The sequence below is a fragment of the Allobosea sp. 05L423 genome (assembly GCF_056397745.1).
Genome location: NZ_JBFTOA010000007.1, coordinates 135,441 through 153,195 on the forward strand (window position 1 = coordinate 135,441; position 17,755 = coordinate 153,195).

A 17,755-nucleotide genomic window follows, 5' to 3' on the forward strand; every position below is an offset into this window, starting at 1 on the left:
GATATCACCCAGCGAAAGTCAGATGAAGGTTGAGATGGCCGTCGATCCGCGCCATCGCGCCGGCAGGTATGGCCACCGTGGTGTCCTCCTGGGCAACGACAGCCGGGCCGGCGAAGCGGCTGCCGGGCGGCAGGTCGGCGCGGCGGTACAGTCCGACCGCCCTTCGCGCACCGCCGGTATGGATATCGAGCGCGCATTCCGGCGTCGCGACCGCATCGGTTTCGCTGGCCTCCGGGAAGGAGAGGACCGGCCCCGCACCGATGGCAGAGAGGCGCAGGTTGACGATCTCGATCCGGCCGTCCGTATCATCGAAATCATAGATTCGGGCATGCGTCCGATGGAACTCGCGGGCGATCGCCGTCGGGTCGCCGGCCTCGAGCCAGGCCGGCTGCAGGGGAACCTCGATCTCGTAGCTCTGGCCGACATAGCGCATATCCGCCGAGAACCGGAGATCGGCAGGGCCGGCATGTCCCTGGGCCGCAAGCCAGCTGCGCCCCTCCTGAACCATGGCGGCGGCCGCCGCGTTCAGCTGCGGCAGGACCGCGGCGGAGAGTTCGGCGAAGAGCGTGCGGACGAAGTCGCCGCGCAAATCGGCGACGAGGCCGCCGAGCGCCGACACGACGCCCGGTCGGCGCGGGGCCAGCAACCTGGTCATGCCGAGTTCGCGGGCGAGGAAGGCGCCGAGCATCGGCCCCCCGCCGCCGAACGGCATCAGGGTGAACTCCTTCAGGTCGACACCCGCCCGCGACGACAGCTTCTCGACCTCGACGAACATCTCTGAGACAGCGATATCGAGGATCGCCTGCGCCGTGTCGTCGAGGGGCCGTCCGAGCGTCTCGGCCAGTCGCCCTACGGCGGCGCGGGCAAGGCCTGCATCCATCCTGAGCTGGCCATAGGCCATCTCACTATGGCCGAGCCAGCCGCAGACCACCATGGCGTCGGTGACGGTCGCCTGCTCGCCACCGCGCCCATAGCAGGCCGGCCCCGGTGTCGAGCCGGCCGATTCCGGCCCGACCCGGAGCACGCCCTGCCCGTCGACCGTGGCGATCGAGCCGCCGCCGATGCCGATCGAGCTGACCGAGACGGACGGAATATAGAGGGGGAACTCGCCGATCATCTCGCCGGTGCCGTATTGCGGCTCGCCGTCGATGATCAGGGCGAAGTCGGCGGATGTGCCGCCGATATCGAGCGTCAGCACGCGCTTCTCGCCGGCTTGGCGGGCGAACCAGGTCGCGCCGATCACGCCCGAAGCCGTGCCGGAGAGCAGCATGGAGACGCAGGCGCGCTTGCCCTCGGCAGCGTTCATCACGCCGCCATTCGACTTGGTCAGGAGCGCCCGCGCCGGCACGCCGCGATCCGCCAGCCGCTGCTCCAGCGCCGTCAGATAGCCCGCGATGCGGGGATGGACGTAGGCGTTGAGGATCGCCGTCGTCGTCCGCTCGTATTCGCGGATCACCGGCCAGACCTCGGCGGAGGTGAAGACGAAGAGCTCCGGAGCCAGCCGGGCGATCTCGGCCTTCACCGCCTCCTCCTGCGCGCCGTCGCGCCAGGCGTGGAGGAAGGCGATGACGATGCCGACAGCTCCCCGCGCCTTTGCCGAAGCGATGGCGGCAGCGACGGCTTCGAGATCGGGCTTCACCGTCTCGCGCCCGTCCGAACGCATGCGGACCGGAATGCCGAACACCCGATCGCGGGTGATGAGCTGCTCCGGGCGGCAGCAGAACAGCGAATACGTCTCGGGCATGCGCAGGCGGGCGAGCTCGATTACGTCCTCGAAGCCGGCATTGGTGAAGAGAGCGAGCTGCGCTCCCTTGCGCTGGATGATGGTGTTGACGCCGACCGTCGTGCCGTGGACGAAACGGGTGACGGCCTCGGGATCGAGCCCCTCACGCTCGGCGAGCAGCGAGAGGCCCGTCATCAGCTCGGCGCCCGGATCGTCGGGCGTCGTCAAGACCTTCAGCGACGCGACCTGGCCGGAGCGCGTCTCGAGCGCGCAGAAATCGATGAAGGTGCCGCCGATATCGACGCCGACCTTCCAGTCCGCACTCGGCACAGTGCCATCGTCCATGTCCGCTCCTCTTGCTGGCGGCCGGAAGCTGACACGGATGCCGCGAGATGGTCCAAGAGACATGCGGGGCAGGACCATAGGCTCGACTTATGGCCTGCCGGCCATCGCGTCTTTGACGGCTCCGCGCGCCCGCGTCAGGTTCGGCCGCGTGTAAAATTGCCGCCGCAGTGGCAAGAGGCTGGACATGGATGTGATCGTGCTCGGCGGCGGCCTGATGGGAACCGCCGCAACCTTCTTCCTGAAGCGGCGCGGCCTGAAGGTCACGCTGATCGAACGTCACCGGGTCGGAACGGGCGCCACCGTCGCATCCTTCGGCAATATCCGCCGGACCGGGCGGCATCTCACGCAATTGCCGCTCGCGCATCGCTCCCGCACGCTATGGGGCGATGCGGAACGGTTGCTCGGCCGCGATGTGGAATTCCGCGCGACCGGCCATCTCCGGCTCATCTTCGAAGAGGATGCGCTGGCCGATATGCGCGCCTATGCCGAGGCGGCGCGGCCCTGGGGGCTCGAGCTCGAAGAACTGGGCGCCAACGAGATCCGCGCGCGCTTTCCCGGCCTCGGCCCCGGCGCGATCGCAGCCTCCTATTCGCCTCAGGATGGCTCGGGCAATCCACGCCTTATCGCGCCCGCATTCGCCGACGCCGCGCGGCGGCTCGGCGCGGAGATCGTCGAGGATTGCGAGGTCGGCAGCATCGAGAAGACCGAGGCAGGCTTCCGCGTCACGACATCGAAGGGCGTGTTCGAGGCCGGCAGGCTCCTCAACACCGCCGGCGCCTGGGGTATGCGGATCGCCGCGCAATTCGGCGAGCCGGTGCCCCTCACCCCGCGCGGTCCGCAGATGGGCGTCACCGAGCCCTTGCCCCATCGCATCCTGCCGGTCGTCGGCATCTGGACACGCCGGCACGGAACCGACGCCTATTTCCGTCAGGTCGAGCGCGGCAACATCGTCTTCGGCGGCGCAGCCGAGCGTGTCGACGTCGCCTTGGACCCCGGCCATGCAAAGGCCGATCCGACGCGGCTGCCTGCCCAGCTCCGTGCCTTGCGGCAGCTCTTACCGGCTCTGGAGAAAGTCTCGGTAATCCGCACCTGGTCGGGCTGCGAGGGCTATCTGGCCGACATGCTGCCGGTCATGGGCCCGTCCGGCACGACGCTGGGGCTGTTCCACGCCTTTGGCTTCAGCGGGCACGGCTTCCAGCTGGGCCCGGGCGTCGGCGACACGATGGCCGAGCTGATCGCGACGGGCACGACCGAAATCCCGCTCCACGACTTCCGGATCGAGCGCTTCGCCGACGCGGCGAGCGGCCGAAGCCCTGCCGCGGCTTGATTGGACCGATCGCTCAAAGCTTGGAGCAAAGCCGGTAGGCCTCGTAGATCGCGGAATAGAGGTCGCGGCTCGAAACGGCGTCGCCGATACGGTGCAGGAGGAAGTGCCCCGGCGCCGGCGCGGCCGCCTCCTCGCTCCCCAGCATGAACGCGATATCGGTCACCCCGTCATTGGCCGAGAGATGTCGCAACTCGTGATAGATTTCGGCGGCCGGCAGCGTGCCGTATTCGACGACGATCTGGCTGGCCTCGACTTGGCTTTCCGCGCCGGTCAGCTCGTTGCGGAACGTGGCCTGCAAGGCGTTGCCCCGGCGCTCGACCTTCTCCAGCCTGACATCGACGAGCGAGCGGATGCCGAGCTCGGCGAAGCGCTTCCTGAAGCTCGACTTGTCGATATAGGACATCTCGACGGCAAGCGCGTCATCGGGCGTGGCGATGCAAACCGACCGGCCCTGCCGAGCAAGCTGCAACGCGCAGGATGCCGCGGCCTGACGCCCCGTCCCATCATAGACGAGCACGTCGCTCTTGCCGGGCACCGTGCCGGTCAGCACGTCCCAGGCGCTGTCGCAGAGCTCCGAACCTTCGAACCAGTCGGTATCCGGAATGCCGCCTGTGGCGACGATCACGAGGCCCGGCGCCTCGGCGCGAACCGTGTCGGCCTCCGCATAGCAGTTCACCCGCATATCGACGCCGAGCCGATCGAGTTCCGCGATGCGCCAATCGACGATGCCGATCAGGTCGCGACGCTCGTGGGCAGCGCTGGCCACGAGCAACTGCCCGCCCAGCTTGGCGGCAGCCTCGAATAGCACGACCGAATGCCCTCGCTCGGCACAGACGCGGGCGGCTTCCAACCCGGCCGGCCCGCCGCCGACCACCACGGCCTTCAGGCTTCGCGAGGCCGGCGCGACTTCATGGCCGAGCACGGTTTCGCGCCCGCTGGCGGCGTTATGGATGCAGTTGACCTTCTTGTAGAGGCAGTAGGAGGCGCCGACGCAGGGGCGGATCTGCTCCTCCTCCCCGCGCCTGATCTTGTTGACCAGATGCGGGTCGGCAATATGAGCACGGGTCATGCCGATCAGATCGACGACGCCCTCGCGGATGGTGTGGCGAGCGGTCGCGACGTCGCGAATGCCGCCGGCATGGATCAGCGGCAGCTTTGTCTCGCGGCGAAACTGCGCCACCGAAGCGAGATAGGGCGCGTTGCGCTGGAACATACCGGGCATGTTGTCCTCGGCCAGCGCGAGATCCGTGTCCATGCGGCCGTAGATGCAGTTGAAATAGTCGATATAGCCTTCGCGTTCGAAGATCCGGGCGAGTTGCAGGCAATCCTCGAAATCCGACCCATCGGCTACGCCCTCGTCGATCACGAAGCGGATGCCGACGACGGCGTCGTTGCCGACGCGCTTGCGGATCGCCTCGTGGACCATGAGCCCGAAGCGCGCCCGGTTCTCGTGCGAGCCGCCGAAACCGTCGGTGCGCTTGTTGGTGCGCGGCGACAGGAACTGGCCGATGAGGTGGCCGCCGGTCACCGTCTCGATGCCGTCAAGCCCACCCTCCATGCAGCGCAACGCCGCATCGGCATAATCCCGGATGATGCGCGCGATGTCCGCATCGTCCATCTCCTTGGGAAAATTGCGGTTGCGCGTCTCCCTGACGCGCCTCTCAATGCGATGGTCGAAGGGGTGGCGCTATGGCTTCGGACCCAGATCGCGACGGAATTGGATGCACTCGACGAGGCGCTCCGGCCACGCCCGAAATGCTCGCCCGACATCTCGGATGGTCAGAGCCAAGACCATGAGCGCCGATAGCTGGCTCGCGCTAAAGTAACCCGGCACAACAACTTAGAACATTTATAATGTTTCCGGCTCGACTAGCCCTTTTCGCGCAGGGGCGTAAAGAGCTCGCCGCACAGACTACATTTCCTGGACATAGCGCGTTGGCCGACTCAGGGGTGGGAGAGCATCATTGCGGCGAAGCCGGACGTCGTCACAATACTATGAGCGAGATCGGCTTCCACGAGCGTAGAGATTTCATCCAATTGTAGATCGCGTTAACGACCTTGTTGGAGCGATATCGTGAAGCGCGAAGAACGTTATCCTCTGCAAAGCGCGCGAACCGCTTGAGCTTCACGCCGGCCGGATTTTTCCAACACAATCGGGGCGAGCCGGCCTCCAGGCACCGCCAGCGGCTGTGATTTAGGTGGACTGCCAAGCCTCCCAGACAGTTTTTTGAATTCAGGGCAGCATGATGATACCGATCGCCAACGTCGCGAGCGTCAGCGGCGCGCCGACCTTGAAATAGGTCCAGAAGTCGATGGTGATGCCGTCCTTGGCGGCGCGCTCGGCGACGATCAGGTTGGCGACGGAGCCCAGGAGCGTGAAGTTGCCGGCGAGAGTCGAGGCCATCGCCACGACGAGCCAGGCGCGCTGGGGATCGTGCAGCTGCTCGACGAAGGGCTTCAGCACGAGAACCGCTGGGACGTTGCTGACGAGGTTGGACAGCACCGCGGTGACGCCGGTCAGGGTCGCCGCGTTGCCGAGGTCGAGGCGGGCGGCCTGCGCCAGCAGGTCAGGCGTCAACACCGCTTGTTCAAGCCCCCGCACCACGACGAAGAGCCCGGCGAACATCAGCAGGAGCGGCCCGTCGATCTCGGCGTAGACCTTGCGCGGCTCGATCCTGCGGGTGAGCAGCAGCAGCGCTGCCGCGCAGATCGCCACCTTCGCCACCGGCTGGCCGAGGAAGAACAGGGCGATCATCGCCACCGAAACCAGCGCTGCCTTCGTCGCGAGCCAGCCGTGATAGTGAGCGGGAACGGTCACGCTGCGCAGCGCCTGCCGCGTCATGTATTCGCGCGGATTGAGCAGGAGCACGAGCAGGATCGTCACCAGCAGCCCCAGCACCGCGATCGGCAGCAGCGCGCCGGTGAAGGCGCCATAGGAGATGCCCGAGAGATTGCCGATGATCATGTTCTGGGGGTTGCCGGTGATCGTCGCCGTCGAGCCGACATTGGAGGCGAGCGCCACCGCGATGAGATAGGGCACCGGGTTGCGGTCGAGCGCGCGGGTCAGCGTGATCACGATCGGCGCCATCACCAGGCAGATCGCGTCGTTGACGAGGAAGGCGGAGAGCACGCCGGTCGTCATCACTACGACCGACAGTAGCAGCACCGGATGCCGCGCCCGGCCTGCGGCCCAGCCGGTCACCATGCGGAAGAAGCCCGAGAGCCGCAGATTGGCGACCACGATCATCATGCCGAGCAGCAGCGTGATGGTGTCGAGATCGATCGCCCGATAGGCATCCTCGAGGGAAAGCACCCCGCAGCCGACCATGAGCGCAGCCCCGATCAGCGCCGCTCCCGCACGGTCGACGCGCAGGCCGGGCATACGGCCGATCGCGATGGCGACATAGGTCGCGAGGAAGATCGCGATCGCGAGGATCTGCGTCGCGTTGAGGCCCCAGCCGGTCATGCAGATCAGGCCATTCTCTCGCTCGCCGCCGGCACCGGGCGGGCGCCGTGGTCGGTCGGCGGCTCATAGCCGTGCGTTTCCGGCATGGCAACGACATAGAGAACGAGGCCGCAAGCCGCGATTGCCGCAAGCGTGACGAAGCCGGCGGAATAGCCGGCGGTGACGATGATCACGCCCGCCGGCAAGGCGGAGATCGAAGCCCCCACGCCCTGGACCGTCGCGACGGCACCTTGCGCGGCGTTGAAGCGGCCGGTGCCTCGGGTCAGGTCCGCCACCACGATGGGGAACAGCGCACCGAAGATGCCGGCGCCGACGCCGCTGAGCGCCTGCACGGCCACCAGCCAGAACGGGTTGTCCGAGACGACATAGGGCGCGCCGCTCAGCGCCCGCACGCCTAAGGTGACCAGGAAGATCGGCTTTCGGCCCCGGGCATTGACCTTGAGCGGGCTCGTCCGGTCCCAATGTAGAAATTTCGTTCCTATGCGGGCGAAGAGGGCGCCTCGCTTGGGGCGCTTCACTAGCAACCGAAGAGCGTTTTCTCCGCCGCGCGCCGACCCAGCTTGAACTTCAAGCCCCCCGGATTTTTTAACACAATCGGCGCGAAGCCGCTTGATGCTTCTAATGGATAAGAAGCCAACTGCGAAGGCTAGCTGAGAGCCAGTTTCGCCATTCGCCGCTCCCAAGAATCAGCGAGGCGCTATACTGCGGAACATCTCCATTAAATCTGCCAGGAGATCGTCCGGATGCTCCAGTCCGATCGCCAGCCGGATCAGTCCCGGCGGGCAATCGGATTCCTCGCCTTCGGTGCTCAACCTGTGTTCGATCAGGCTCTCGGGCGACCCGAGCGAGGTCGAGGGGCGGAAGACCCGCGTCCGGGCGCAGAGATCTACGGCCTCGGCCGCGTCGGCGAGTTCGAAGGAGAGCATGCCGCCGAAGCCCTCCCGGAATTGCCGGCAGGCCAGTCCGTGCTGCGGGTGCTGTGGCAACCCCGGATAATGCACCTTGCAGACGCGCGGATGACGGTCGAGCCAGCCCGCGAGCGTCAGAGCCGTCGTGGAGACACGCTCCATCCTAAGTGCCAGTGACCGCATGCCGCGCAGCAGCAGCCAGGCCTCGAAGGGCGGCAGGATGCTGCCATGCGCCTCGCGGGCGGCTAGCATCTCATGCCACCACCCATCGTCCTCTGCCGCAACGAGCACGCCGGCGACCAGATCGCCATGGCCGTTGAGGTATTTCGTCGCCGAATGCAGCACGAGATCGGCGCCCAGCGTCAGCGGCCGGCAGAGCACCGGGGTCGCCACCGTCGCATCGACCAGCAGCCTTGCGCCGTGCCGATGCGCCAGCGCTGCCAGCGCAGCGAGATCCGGCACGCGCCAGAGCGGGTTGCTCGGGCATTCGGCCCAGACGAGCCGCGTCGGCGCGGCACCGAGGCTCAGGGCGACCGCATCGAGATCGCAGAGATCGGCCCGCGCCAATCCCAGACCGAAGCGTTCCGCGAAGGCGCCAATCATGCGTCCGAACTCGTAGTAGAGGCCGGTGTCGATCAGCACCCGGTCACCGGGTCGCAAGGTCGCGAGCACGGCCTGGGCCGCTGCCGCTCCGGCCCCGAACGCCGCGGCCACGGCGCCACCTTCGAGCTGACAGAGGATGGTCTCGACAAGCGCCGCGCCGCTGTTTCCCGAGCGGGCATAGCCCAGGGCGATGTCGCTTCCGGGCCGGACATAGGTCACGCCGGGATGGATCGACGGCACCAGCCCGCCCGTCGACGGATCCGTGACGTGGTCGAGCTGGGCCAGGATGGTCGCGGCGTGCATCGGAATATCATGCTCCGGGGAGCGCGCATTTTAGAAGTCTATTGTCGATTGTCGATCCTCGGTCCAATTGCGGCGGCTAATGATCTGTGCGAAGTTCAGGTCTCCTTACCGTCCGTCAGAGCCTCTGATGTCTGCCGACCGCCAGAACGACCTCTCACTCGCGATCGAACGCCATGTCGCCGAGATCGAGCCGCAGCTGATCGCCATCCGCCGCGACATCCACGCCCACCCCGAAATCGGGTTCGAGACCGCCCGGACCGCCGAGATCGTCGCGCAGGAGCTGGAGCGCATCGGACTCGTGCCGCAGCGCGGCGTCGGGCGCAGCGGTGTGGTGGCCGAGATCACCGGCGGCGCTCCCGGGCCCTGCCTGCTGATCCGCGCCGACATGGATGCCCTGCCGATGGAGGAGCTGACGGGGCTGCCCTTCGCCAGCACCGTGCCCGGAAAGATGCATGCCTGCGGCCATGACATTCACACCGCCACGCTGCTCGGCGTCGGCTCGGTGCTGCAGGCGATGGCGCCCCGGCTGCGCGGCAGCGTCAGGCTCGTGTTCCAGCCGGCGGAGGAGACGGTCGAGAGCGGAGCCGCCGCCATGGTCGCGGATGGCGCGGCCGACGGCGCCGCCATCGCGCTCGCCTTCCACAACCGGCCGGAGATGCCGGTCGGTCGCTTCGGCTATGTCCGGGGGGCGTCCACGGCGTCCAGCGACGAATTCGACGTGGTCGTGCACGGCAAGTCGGGCCATGCGGCGCGCCCGCATTCGGCGCTCGATCCGATCGTCGCCGCCTCCGCGATGATCATGCAGCTGCAGACTGCGATTTCGCGCGTGATGGACCCGACCCGCTCGGCGGTGCTCACCATCGGCCACATCCAGGGCGGCTCGACGCACAACATCATCCCCGACAGTTGTCTGTTCCAGGGCACGGTCCGCTGCCGCTCGCCCGAGAGCCGCGACACGATGGAAGCCACCTTCCGGCGCATCTGCGACGGCGTCGCTGCAGCGATGGGCGTAACCTGCGAGATCGACTACAAGCGCGGGGCCCCCGCGCTCATCAACGATGACGGCGTCGTCGATGCGGTGATCCGCTCGGTGTCCGAGCAATTCGGCGGGGACAAGATCGACCAGCTCGAGGGACGCTTCGGCGCCGAGGATTTCTCCTATTTCTCGGAGCGGATCCCGTCCTGCCAGTTGCTGGTCGGCTCGTCGCAGCCCGGCCGCGACGACCGCGTGCACAATTCCGACTATCAGCCGGACGAGCGCTGCATCGGACTGGGCGCCGCAGCCCTCGCCCGCACCGCCTTCGACATCCTGTCCTGATCCCGCCCGCATTCTCTAAGGCCCTGGAGACCCGACATGACGATCACCCGCTCCGACTTCCTCAAGCTGGGCCTCGGCGCGGCCGCCGGCCTCGCTCTGGGCGTGGCTCCCCGTGCCGCCGCCGCCAAGGAGTGGAAGGTCATCCGCGTCGCCACGGAAGGCGCCTTCCCTCCCTACAACATGCACGCGCCTGACGGCCGCCTGATCGGCTTCGAGCCTGACCTGCTGCAGGAGCTGTCCACCCGCATGAACGTCAAATGCGAGATGATCGCACAGGCCTGGGACGGCATGATCGCCGGGCTGACCGACGGCAAATACGACGCGATCATGGACGCGCTCTCGATCACGCCCAAGCGCGAGGAGGTGATCGCCTTTTCCCGTCCCTACGCCTCCGCCGGCTCGGGCTTCGCGATCATGAAGGAAGGCAGCATCAAGGCCATGCCCGGCACCGGCACGCGGGTACCGCTGACCGACGAGGCCGCCGCCAAGAAGGCGATCGATGAACTCGCCAAGTCGCTCGCTGGCAAGACCGTCGCGGTTCAGGTCGCGACAATCCAGAACGACGTGCTCAACCGCTACTTCAAGGACGTCCTGACCATCCGCACCTATCCCTCGGGGCCGGACACCTTCCTGGACCTGAAGAGCGGCCGCGTCGACGCCGTGATGGCCTCCCAGATCAACATCCAGGCGACGGCGAAGAAGTCGAACGGCGAGATGATCCAGTCCGGCTATCTCTTCGCCGGCGGTCTGCTCGGGCTGGGTTCGGCGGTCGGCCTGCGCAAGGGCGATCCCGAGCTCAAGGAGATGTTCGACAAGGCGCTGAAGTCCGTCATCGACGACGGCACGCTGAAGAAGCTGGCGCTGAAGTGGTTCGAGATGGACATCACGCCCGCGAGCTGACGCAGGCGGGCAGGACGAGATGGATGACAGCCTGACATTGCTCGGCTTCGGCCCGGAGGGCTGGGGCCATGCTCTGCTGAACGGCGGGCTGATGACGCTCGCCGTCTCGGCCAGCGCCTTCGCGCTCGGGCTCGGGCTCGGCACGCTCTGCGCCTGGGCGCGGATCGCCGGCTCCGCGCCGGTGCAACGCCTCGCGCAGGGCTATGGCGTGGTCATGCGCGGCATCCCGGATCTGCTGGTCATCTATCTCTTTTATTTCGGCGGCCGGCAGATCGCGTCCACCGTCGCCAAGCAGTTCGGTCATGTCGGTCCGGTCGAGATCAGCGGCTTTGCCGCCGGCTGCCTCGCGATCGGCCTGCTTTCAGGCGCCACGCAGGCGGAAGTGCTGCGCGGCGCCTTCCATGCCATCGCGCCCGGAACGCTAGAGGCGGCGCGCGTCACCGGCATGGGCCGCTGGACGATGTTCCGGCGCATCATCGCCCCGCTGGCCCTGCGCACCGCGCTGCCGGGCCTCGGCAACCAGTGGCAGTCGGTCATCAAGGAATCGGCGCTGGTCTCGGTCACCGGGCTCGTCGAGACGCTGCGCGCGGTGACGGTGGCCGCGAACTCGACCGAGCTGCCCTTCCTGTTCTTCCTCGCCGGCGGCGGGATCTATCTCGCCATCACCACGGTCTCCGGCTTCCTCTTCCGCATCGCCGAATGGCGCTCGATGCGGGGGCAGGCAGCAACGACCGGCAGGGGGTAGCGATGGATATCGCATTCATCGCCCAGATCTTTCCCAAGCTGCTCGCCGGGCTGCCGCTGACGCTGCTCCTGGCAGTGCTGGCGCTTCTCGGCGGCGGCTTCATCGCGCTGGGGCTGTCGGGCTTGCGCGCCTCCTCCTGGATCGGCGCGCGGATCGCCGACTTCTACGTCTACATCTTCCGCGGCACGCCGCTGCTGATCCAGATCTTCCTGATCTATTACGGTCTCGCCCAGTTTCCGGCGGTGCGTCACTCGCCGCTCTGGCCGCTGCTGCGCGAGCCGTATGTCTGCGCCGTCCTCGCGCTGATGCTGAACGACGCCGCCTATACCTCCGAGATCCTGCGCGGCGGCCTTCGCGCCGTTTCCACGGGTGCGATCGAGGCCGCGCGCGTCTCCGGCATGACGCGCCTGACCATGCTGCGCCGGATTGTGCTCCCCCTCGCTTTCCGCCAGGCGCTGCCGGCCTATGGCGCGGAGATCACCAGCATGGTCAAGGCGACCTCGCTCGCCAGCGTCGTGACGCTGATGGAGATCACCGGCATCGCGCGCGCGGAAGTCTCCGAAACCTACCGCGCCATCGAGATCTTCCTGTGCGCGGCGGTGATCTATCTCGTCTTGGTGACGGTGATCGCCCGGGCGGTCGATTGGCTCGAGCAGCACCTCTCCCCCTATCGCCGGCCGACCGGCGCCCGGAGCGTGGCATGAAGCCGATCACGGTCAGGCTGACCGACATCCGAAAGAGCTTTGGCGGGCAGGAGGTGCTGCGCGGGGTCGACCTCGCCGCCCGCGACGGCGACGTGATCGCCATCATCGGCGCGAGCGGCTCGGGCAAGAGCACGCTGCTGCGCTGCATCCCGCTGCTCGAAATCCCGGATCGGGGCGAGGTCAGCGTCGGCGATGCGCAGATCCGCATGAGGAATGCCGGCCATCGCTTCTCGCGGGCCGAGCGGCAGACCGTGCGCCGGCTGCGCGGCCAGCTCGGCTTCGTCTTCCAGAGCTTCAATCTCTGGCCGCATATGACGGCGCTGCAGAACGTCATGGAGGTCCCGCTCCACGTCCAGGGGCGGCCGCGCGCCGAATGCCGCGAGGAGGCTGAGGCGATGCTCGCCAAGGTCGGGCTCTCCGACAAGTTCGACGCCTGGCCGGCCCATCTCTCCGGCGGCCAGCAGCAACGCGTCGCCATCGCCCGCGCTTTGGCGATGCGGCCCCGCGCGCTGCTCTTCGACGAGCCGACCTCGGCCCTCGACCCGGAACTGGTCGGCGAAGTGCTGCGCGTCATCCGGGCCTTGGCGGAAGAGGGCCGCACGATGCTGATCGTGACCCATGAGATGACCTTTGCGCGCGAGGTCTCCAACCACGCCATCTACCTTCAGGACGGGCGCGTCGAGGAACAGGGCCCGCCCGAGCAGGTCTTCCTCGATCCGCAGTCGGAGCGCTGCCGCCGCTTCGTCGGCATGCATCGCAGCGGCGTGTGAGGAGCGGCCAGTGCCCCTGACCGACGACCAGCAGCCGATCGAGCGGCTCAGCCTCGCCGATATGGCGATGCGCCGCCTGCGCGATGACATCGTCCACGGCCGGCTGCTGCCGGACGAGGTGCTGACCGAGATCGCGCTGGCAGGCCGCCTCGGGGTCGGGCGCGGCACGGTGCGGACCGCCCTGTTTGCGCTGGAGGCCGACGAACTCGTGGTCCGCGCGCCCTATTCGAACTGGCGCGTCGCCAGCCTCAACGACCAGGTGATCTGGGAAATCTACACCCTGCGGGAAGCGATGGAGGGGCTGGCGGCGCGCATCCTGGCCGACCGGGGCGAGACGCGGCCCAAAGAGCTGCTGGCCGCCGCCTTCGCGAAGCTGGCGCCGGCGGAAGCGAGTTCGATCGACGACCGCGTCGCGGCCGATCTCGGCTTTCACCGAGCGATCGTTGAGGCGACCGGCCACCGCCATCTGATCAAGCGATACGCTGCCCTCTCCACTAAGATGGAATGGCTCTACCGCTGGTCGGAGATGCATTGGCCCGCGCGTTTTCCGCTGGAAGCCGATCATCGCGCCCTGTTCGAGGGCGTGATGCGCGGCACGCCCGACGAGGCGGAGCGCGCCGTGCGCGCCCATATCGATCCCAGTCTCGCCGCCGATCTCGAAGGATACCGCAGTCTGGTCTCAGTGGACGACTTAGGTTCAGAAGCCGCAAAGAGGACACGCGATCCGGCATGAACGAGAGAATGATCCTCCTCGATGGCGGCATGGGCCGCGAGCTGAAGCGCATGGGCGCCCCGTTCCGGCAGCCGGAATGGTCAGCGCTGGCGCTCATGGAAGCGCCGGAAACGGTCGTCGCGGCGCATCGCGCCTTCATCGAGGCAGGCGCCACGGTCATTACCACCAACAGCTACGCGGTCGTGCCCTTCCATATCGGCGAGGAGCGCTTCCCTCAGGACGGCGCGCGTCTCGCCGCGCTGTCCGGCGAACTGGCCCGTCGCGCTGCCGATGAGGAGAGGCTGCGCAGTGGCCGCGGCATCGCTGTCGCCGGCTCGCTGCCGCCGCTGTTCGGCTCCTACCGCCCCGATCTGTTCGATCCGGCGCGGGCGCCCTCCCTGCTGGCGGTGCTGATCGAGGCGCTTCTCCCCTCCGTCGATCACTTCCTCGCCGAGACGCAAAGCTGCATCGCCGAGGCGCTGGCGGCCTGCGCCGCCGTGCGCCCCACCGGCAAGCCGATCTGGGCGTCCTTTACGCTGCAGGACGAGGGCGCGGCCGGCGGCCTGCCCATGCTGCGCTCCGGCGAATTCGTCGCGGAAGCCGTCGCCGCCGTCCGAGACGCTGGTGCCGCCGCCGTGCTCTTCAACTGCAGCCTGCCGGAGGTCATGGGCCCGGCCGTCGACGTCGCCCGCTCCGTGCTCGGCGACGCCGAGCTTCCGATCGGCGTCTATGCCAATGCCTTCCCCGAAAAGACCGGAGATGCCGCGGCCAACGAGGGCCTGAGCGATCTGCGCGACGATGTCGGGCCGCTGCGCTATCGCGACTTCGGGCGGGACTGGCGGCGCCGCGGCGCCGGTATCATTGGCGGATGCTGCGGCATCGGCCCCGACGCGATCTGCGCGCTGCACACCGAATTAAGAGCTGATTGAACGCGCGCTTACCGGCAGTGTGCCAAGTTCCGCATCTGGCGCACGGCCGACTGGTTACCAGAGAGGGGCCGCAAAAGCCGCCTCGGGCCGGAAGCGGACCTGTTTGCTATCAACTCGATTAGCCAATCCAGCGGATGGGCTGCACGGCGGCGGCCATAAGGGAAGCCGCCGACTCGACGACAACTTGGCTCGTCGGCCCCGCTCCATGAATGTGAAATACCGAGCCGATCTTTCGTCGCCCGCCCGTCCGCGACAGGGGATAGCTGGCTGCACCCTGGTTCATCCACCATCCATTTCCCGGCTTGCCCGGAGAGAGCCGCCGATCCGCGGGAGCCATCATCAACGGCCACCACAAAGCGCTGTCGAAGATCTCACGCCATGGCGCGTCCGGAAAACCTCGACCCCAAATCCGTAAGCCACTGGCGCGGCGGTTACGTCAGCAACGCCACGACGGGCTGCGAAATTATGGAAAGAACGCCTGATTTAGTCGACGACCAACTCGATAACCTTCATTCAAATCAAGCCGGTCGCCCGGACTTGATGCTGCTGATGATGCGATACGGCGGCCACAAAAATAACCCGAAGGAATTGGTGGCCCGGCGTCATGCAGGATGTGAAGTCGCTGGTTTCTTCACAGATCGACCGGCTTTCCCGATCCCTCCTCCTCAAGCTTCACGGCGATATCCGCATTGGCGGAAAGGCGCACCTTGTTGCCTTGGACACCGGCGACGAAGCCGAGCTCAATATAGTGATGGTGGCCCTCATGACGGCCGTAAGCATCGCTTTTCTTGAGCTTGATGCGCCCTCCCTCGACACGATCGACCGTTCCGACATGGACGCCGTCGGCGCCGATGAGTTCCATGTTCTCCCTGATCTCGTCCGTCATCCTGAACTCCTCCTGGTTTGAAGCGTGGCCACGCTCGAACGCCGTGCCGGCGGTCATGCCGCCCGCGGCTCCAGCCGTAACCACCGGCGGCTCGGACGGGTTCCATGCGTTTCGCCAGTGGCGTGCTTCAACCCTGGCGCTCCTTCATTCCCTCCCGTAGTTCGGCGAGGACGCGCCGCAGCCCGTGGACCTGGTCCATGAGATTCAAGATCACATCGATGCCCTCGTCGTTGGCGCCGATATCGTCCTTGAGCTGCCGAATGAGACGGGCGCGCGCGATGTCGATATCGTGGAAATGCATCTCGCCGTCCGCCTCCTCCGGGACCAGCCAGCGCTGCTCCAGCCAGAACTCCAGCACCTGCGCCTGCAGCCCCGACGAGATCAGGAACTCCTGCTTGGTCATCCTCATGACACGCCGCCCTCGCGCGGATCGTAGTCCTTGCCCTTCCAGCTCGACACGAAGGCTTCGAGCTCCGGATCCACAGTCTTCGGCAGCACCACCTTCAGCTTGACGAACTGATCGCCCTGGCCACCACCGCGCTTCGGGGCTCCCCTGCCGCGCAATCGCAGCCTGGTCCCAGCATTCGATCCCTTCGGCACAGACATCGTGACGTCGCCCGTCGGCGTTGGCACCCTGACCTGTCCGCCGAGAACCGCCTCCGTGAGCGAGACTGGCAGCTCGAATGTGATGTCGTCACCCTCGCGGGTGAAGCGGCGATCCGGCCGGACCTCGACCTCGATCAGCGCATCCCCTGCCCCGCCCTTGCCTGCGCCGGGTGCGCCCTTGCCCTTCAGCCGGAGCGTCTGGCCATCGACGAGGCCCGGCGGGATTTTCACGTCAATCGTGCTGCCATCCGGCAGATCGAGTCGCTTGGTTCCGCCGGTGATCGAATCGGCAAAGTCGATCACCAGATGGTAGTGCAGATCCTGCCCACGCCGGTTCGCCCGCGCCCTCTGGCTGCGCCGGAGAAGCTCGGCGAAGGCATCGTCCTGATCCATGAAGTCCGCAAAGCCGGAGGCATCGGCATAGGGGTCTCCCTGAGACGAGGTCGCAAAATCCCGATAGTAGTGGTGCTGCGGCCGTTCGGCGCCAGAGGCGTCGATATCGCCTGCGTCGAAACGCCGGCGCTTGTCGGCATCGCTCAGCAGATCATAGGCGACCGCCACCTCCTTGAATTTGTCCTCGGCGGTCTTGTCGCCGGGGTTGAGGTCAGGGTGCAGCTTTTTCGCCAGCTTGCGATAGGCGCTTTGGATCTCGGCGGGTGAAGCCGTCGAGGCAACACCGAGAACCTCGTAGGGATTTTTCACGGGTTACTCCGAAGGCCTATTCGGTGGCGAAGGTGCGAGGCGAATTGTGTCACTTCGCGTGAAATTTGATAGCGGCATGCGTCCCATCTCAGAATGACTTGTGCCCCGACCTGCCGCAACGGCACAGCGTCACCCGCTGCAAGGACGCCGGCGTGAGGCCATCGACCGGCTCCGTCGGCCACGCCTATGACAACGCCATGTGCGAGGGCTTCTTCGCGACATTGGAATGCGAACTGCTCGATCGGCATCGCTTCCGAAAGTGGCCTTTTAAAAACCCTGTCGGCAGCATCGGAGCCTCGGCCTTCTGCCCACAACACGCGGCAGAAACCAGGCTCCGCCATCTCCCGGAATCAGGCCAAGCTTGACGAAATTCTCACCGAAGCTCGCATTCTCGGAGGCGATGCGAAGGTCGCACATCAATGTCAGGTCGCAGCCCGCCGATCGCCGCCCCGTTGACCGCCGCGATGATCGGGATTTCGAGCGCTTCGAGCGTCAGGGCAGGTTCTGGATTCCGCTGCGATAATTGCCCCGCGTTCGCACCAGCAGCCGATCGTTGAGGCCGCTGCCGCTGCCCATCTTCTTCAGATTGCTGCCGCAGGAGGATGCCGTGCCGGCTCCGGTCAGGATCGCGACGCGGGCAGCCGCATCGGCTTGGAGCCTATCCCACGCGGCAAGCAGCGCTGCGACCATATCCTCATCCGAGATCGGATTACGGAGCTTGGCCTGTTCAGAGGCAGGGTGACGATCCCCTGAGGGTCGTCCCGGGAGCGAACCGCTTCGGTCATTTTGCGCCACGTTGAACTGCTGA

Annotated in this window: 17 protein-coding genes and 2 pseudogenes; 9 read left to right on the forward strand and 10 right to left on the reverse strand. The window is 66.8% G+C overall.

Features of this window, described 5'->3' with window-relative positions; genetic code table 11:
• Positions 1–4 precede the first annotated feature (4 nt).
• A complete protein-coding gene (locus AC1DNE_RS17830) occupies positions 5–2,068 on the reverse strand; it encodes a hydantoinase/oxoprolinase family protein (RefSeq protein ID WP_441471922.1) in 2,064 nt (687 codons plus the stop codon).
• 184 nt (positions 2,069–2,252) lie between these two features.
• On the opposite strand from AC1DNE_RS17830, the gene AC1DNE_RS17835 reads away from it, so the two are divergent.
• A complete protein-coding gene (locus AC1DNE_RS17835) occupies positions 2,253–3,395 on the forward strand; it encodes an NAD(P)/FAD-dependent oxidoreductase (protein WP_476765563.1) in 1,143 nt (380 codons plus the stop codon).
• Between the two features lie 13 nt (positions 3,396–3,408).
• Here the strand turns inward: AC1DNE_RS17835 and AC1DNE_RS17840 are convergent, their stop codons facing one another.
• The 4 genes and pseudogenes from AC1DNE_RS17840 to AC1DNE_RS17855 all read right to left on the reverse strand — a co-directional run bounded on the left by AC1DNE_RS17840 (position 3,409) and on the right by AC1DNE_RS17855 (position 8,675).
• The gene (locus AC1DNE_RS17840; RefSeq protein ID WP_476765580.1) at positions 3,409–5,061 is read right to left on the reverse strand and encodes an oxidoreductase; all 1,653 of its coding nucleotides are present in this window, start codon (positions 5,059–5,061) and stop codon (positions 3,409–3,411) included.
• Positions 5,062–5,628: 567 nt separating this feature from the next.
• The gene (locus tag AC1DNE_RS17845) at positions 5,629–6,861 is read right to left on the reverse strand and encodes an anion transporter (RefSeq protein WP_441471926.1); all 1,233 of its coding nucleotides are present in this window, start codon (positions 6,859–6,861) and stop codon (positions 5,629–5,631) included.
• Positions 6,862–6,866: 5 nt separating this feature from the next.
• Positions 6,867–7,301: pseudogene (locus AC1DNE_RS17850) on the reverse strand (MFS transporter); the annotation flags it as partial.
• 246 nt (positions 7,302–7,547) lie between these two features.
• Positions 7,548–8,675, reverse strand: coding sequence for a trans-sulfuration enzyme family protein (locus AC1DNE_RS17855; protein WP_441471927.1), 1,128 nt, complete (start codon positions 8,673–8,675; stop codon positions 7,548–7,550).
• Positions 8,676–8,802: 127 nt separating this feature from the next.
• Here AC1DNE_RS17855 and AC1DNE_RS17860 point away from each other — a divergent pair, with 127 nt between their 5' ends.
• The 7 genes from AC1DNE_RS17860 to AC1DNE_RS17890 are packed head-to-tail and all read left to right on the forward strand — an operon-like array spanning position 8,803 to position 14,753.
• Positions 8,803–9,993, forward strand: coding sequence for a M20 metallopeptidase family protein (locus tag AC1DNE_RS17860; protein WP_441471928.1), 1,191 nt, complete (start codon positions 8,803–8,805; stop codon positions 9,991–9,993).
• A 36-nt stretch (positions 9,994–10,029) separates the two neighbouring features.
• Entirely contained in the window at positions 10,030–10,893 is an 864-nt protein-coding gene (locus tag AC1DNE_RS17865; protein WP_441471929.1) for a transporter substrate-binding domain-containing protein, read from the forward strand.
• A gap of 19 nt (positions 10,894–10,912) precedes the next feature.
• Positions 10,913–11,638 carry an ABC transporter permease gene (locus AC1DNE_RS17870; protein ID WP_441471930.1) on the forward strand — a complete coding sequence of 242 codons (726 nt, stop codon included), beginning with the start codon at positions 10,913–10,915 and terminating at the stop codon, positions 11,636–11,638.
• Positions 11,639–11,640: 2 nt separating this feature from the next.
• Positions 11,641–12,342 carry an ABC transporter permease gene (locus AC1DNE_RS17875; RefSeq protein ID WP_441471931.1) on the forward strand — a complete coding sequence of 234 codons (702 nt, stop codon included), beginning with the start codon at positions 11,641–11,643 and terminating at the stop codon, positions 12,340–12,342.
• Positions 12,339–13,112 (forward strand): ABC transporter ATP-binding protein, encoded by a 774-nt coding sequence (locus tag AC1DNE_RS17880; protein ID WP_441471932.1) that lies wholly within the window; start codon positions 12,339–12,341, stop codon positions 13,110–13,112. Before AC1DNE_RS17875 ends, AC1DNE_RS17880 begins: the two co-directional genes overlap by 4 nt.
• A 10-nt stretch (positions 13,113–13,122) precedes the next feature.
• On the forward strand, positions 13,123–13,845 hold the full coding sequence (locus tag AC1DNE_RS17885; protein WP_441471933.1) for a GntR family transcriptional regulator: 723 nt from the start codon (positions 13,123–13,125) through the stop codon (positions 13,843–13,845).
• The gene (locus AC1DNE_RS17890) at positions 13,842–14,753 is read left to right on the forward strand and encodes a homocysteine S-methyltransferase family protein (RefSeq protein WP_476841139.1); all 912 of its coding nucleotides are present in this window, start codon (positions 13,842–13,844) and stop codon (positions 14,751–14,753) included. The genes AC1DNE_RS17885 and AC1DNE_RS17890 overlap by 4 nt, the downstream gene beginning before the upstream one ends.
• A gap of 631 nt (positions 14,754–15,384) precedes the next feature.
• On the opposite strand, the gene AC1DNE_RS17895 is transcribed toward AC1DNE_RS17890, so the two are convergent.
• The 3 genes from AC1DNE_RS17895 to AC1DNE_RS17905 all read right to left on the reverse strand — a co-directional run bounded on the left by AC1DNE_RS17895 (position 15,385) and on the right by AC1DNE_RS17905 (position 16,947).
• The gene (locus AC1DNE_RS17895) at positions 15,385–15,639 is read right to left on the reverse strand and encodes a DUF2171 domain-containing protein (protein ID WP_441471972.1); all 255 of its coding nucleotides are present in this window, start codon (positions 15,637–15,639) and stop codon (positions 15,385–15,387) included.
• 127 nt (positions 15,640–15,766) lie between these two features.
• Complete coding sequence (locus AC1DNE_RS17900; protein ID WP_441471935.1) at positions 15,767–16,048, reverse strand: chaperone modulator CbpM; 282 nt, start codon at positions 16,046–16,048, stop codon at positions 15,767–15,769.
• On the reverse strand, positions 16,045–16,947 hold the full coding sequence (locus AC1DNE_RS17905; RefSeq protein ID WP_441471936.1) for a DnaJ C-terminal domain-containing protein: 903 nt from the start codon (positions 16,945–16,947) through the stop codon (positions 16,045–16,047). The genes AC1DNE_RS17900 and AC1DNE_RS17905 overlap by 4 nt, the downstream gene beginning before the upstream one ends.
• 134 nt (positions 16,948–17,081) lie before the next feature.
• On the opposite strand from AC1DNE_RS17905, the pseudogene AC1DNE_RS17910 reads away from it, so the two are divergent.
• Positions 17,082–17,201, forward strand: a pseudogene (locus AC1DNE_RS17910) (IS3-like element ISMxa1 family transposase); the annotation flags it as partial.
• A 13-nt stretch (positions 17,202–17,214) separates the two neighbouring features.
• On the opposite strand, the gene AC1DNE_RS17915 reads toward AC1DNE_RS17910, so the two are convergent.
• Positions 17,215–17,364 (reverse strand): enoyl-CoA hydratase-related protein, encoded by a 150-nt coding sequence (locus AC1DNE_RS17915; RefSeq protein ID WP_441471937.1) that lies wholly within the window; start codon positions 17,362–17,364, stop codon positions 17,215–17,217.
• A 75-nt stretch (positions 17,365–17,439) separates the two neighbouring features.
• The gene (locus tag AC1DNE_RS17920; RefSeq protein ID WP_441471938.1) at positions 17,440–17,637 is read right to left on the reverse strand and encodes a Clp protease/crotonase-like domain-containing protein; all 198 of its coding nucleotides are present in this window, start codon (positions 17,635–17,637) and stop codon (positions 17,440–17,442) included.
• Between the last annotated feature and the right edge of the window lie 118 nt (positions 17,638–17,755).

Bases quoted from the DNA above. Each gene is read 5' to 3' on its own strand.
- AC1DNE_RS17895 (WP_441471972.1), bottom strand. From the start codon at position 15,639: ATGACGGACGAGATCAGGGAGAACATGGAACTCATCGGCGCCGACGGC.
- AC1DNE_RS17860 (WP_441471928.1), top strand. From the start codon at position 8,803: ATGTCTGCCGACCGCCAGAACGACCTCTCACTCGCGATCGAACGCCAT.
- AC1DNE_RS17845 (WP_441471926.1), bottom strand. From the start codon at position 6,861: ATGACCGGCTGGGGCCTCAACGCGACGCAGATCCTCGCGATCGCGATC.
- AC1DNE_RS17835 (WP_476765563.1), top strand. From the start codon at position 2,253: ATGGATGTGATCGTGCTCGGCGGCGGCCTGATGGGAACCGCCGCAACC.
- AC1DNE_RS17865 (WP_441471929.1), top strand. From the start codon at position 10,030: ATGACGATCACCCGCTCCGACTTCCTCAAGCTGGGCCTCGGCGCGGCC.
- AC1DNE_RS17880 (WP_441471932.1), top strand. From the start codon at position 12,339: ATGAAGCCGATCACGGTCAGGCTGACCGACATCCGAAAGAGCTTTGGC.
- AC1DNE_RS17915 (WP_441471937.1), bottom strand. From the start codon at position 17,364: ATGTGCGACCTTCGCATCGCCTCCGAGAATGCGAGCTTCGGTGAGAAT.
- AC1DNE_RS17900 (WP_441471935.1), bottom strand. From the start codon at position 16,048: ATGAGGATGACCAAGCAGGAGTTCCTGATCTCGTCGGGGCTGCAGGCG.
- AC1DNE_RS17875 (WP_441471931.1), top strand. From the start codon at position 11,641: ATGGATATCGCATTCATCGCCCAGATCTTTCCCAAGCTGCTCGCCGGG.
- AC1DNE_RS17890 (WP_476841139.1), top strand. From the start codon at position 13,842: ATGAACGAGAGAATGATCCTCCTCGATGGCGGCATGGGCCGCGAGCTG.
- AC1DNE_RS17830 (WP_441471922.1), bottom strand. From the start codon at position 2,068: ATGGACGATGGCACTGTGCCGAGTGCGGACTGGAAGGTCGGCGTCGAT.
- AC1DNE_RS17855 (WP_441471927.1), bottom strand. From the start codon at position 8,675: ATGCACGCCGCGACCATCCTGGCCCAGCTCGACCACGTCACGGATCCG.
- AC1DNE_RS17920 (WP_441471938.1), bottom strand. From the start codon at position 17,637: ATGGTCGCAGCGCTGCTTGCCGCGTGGGATAGGCTCCAAGCCGATGCG.
- AC1DNE_RS17870 (WP_441471930.1), top strand. From the start codon at position 10,913: ATGGATGACAGCCTGACATTGCTCGGCTTCGGCCCGGAGGGCTGGGGC.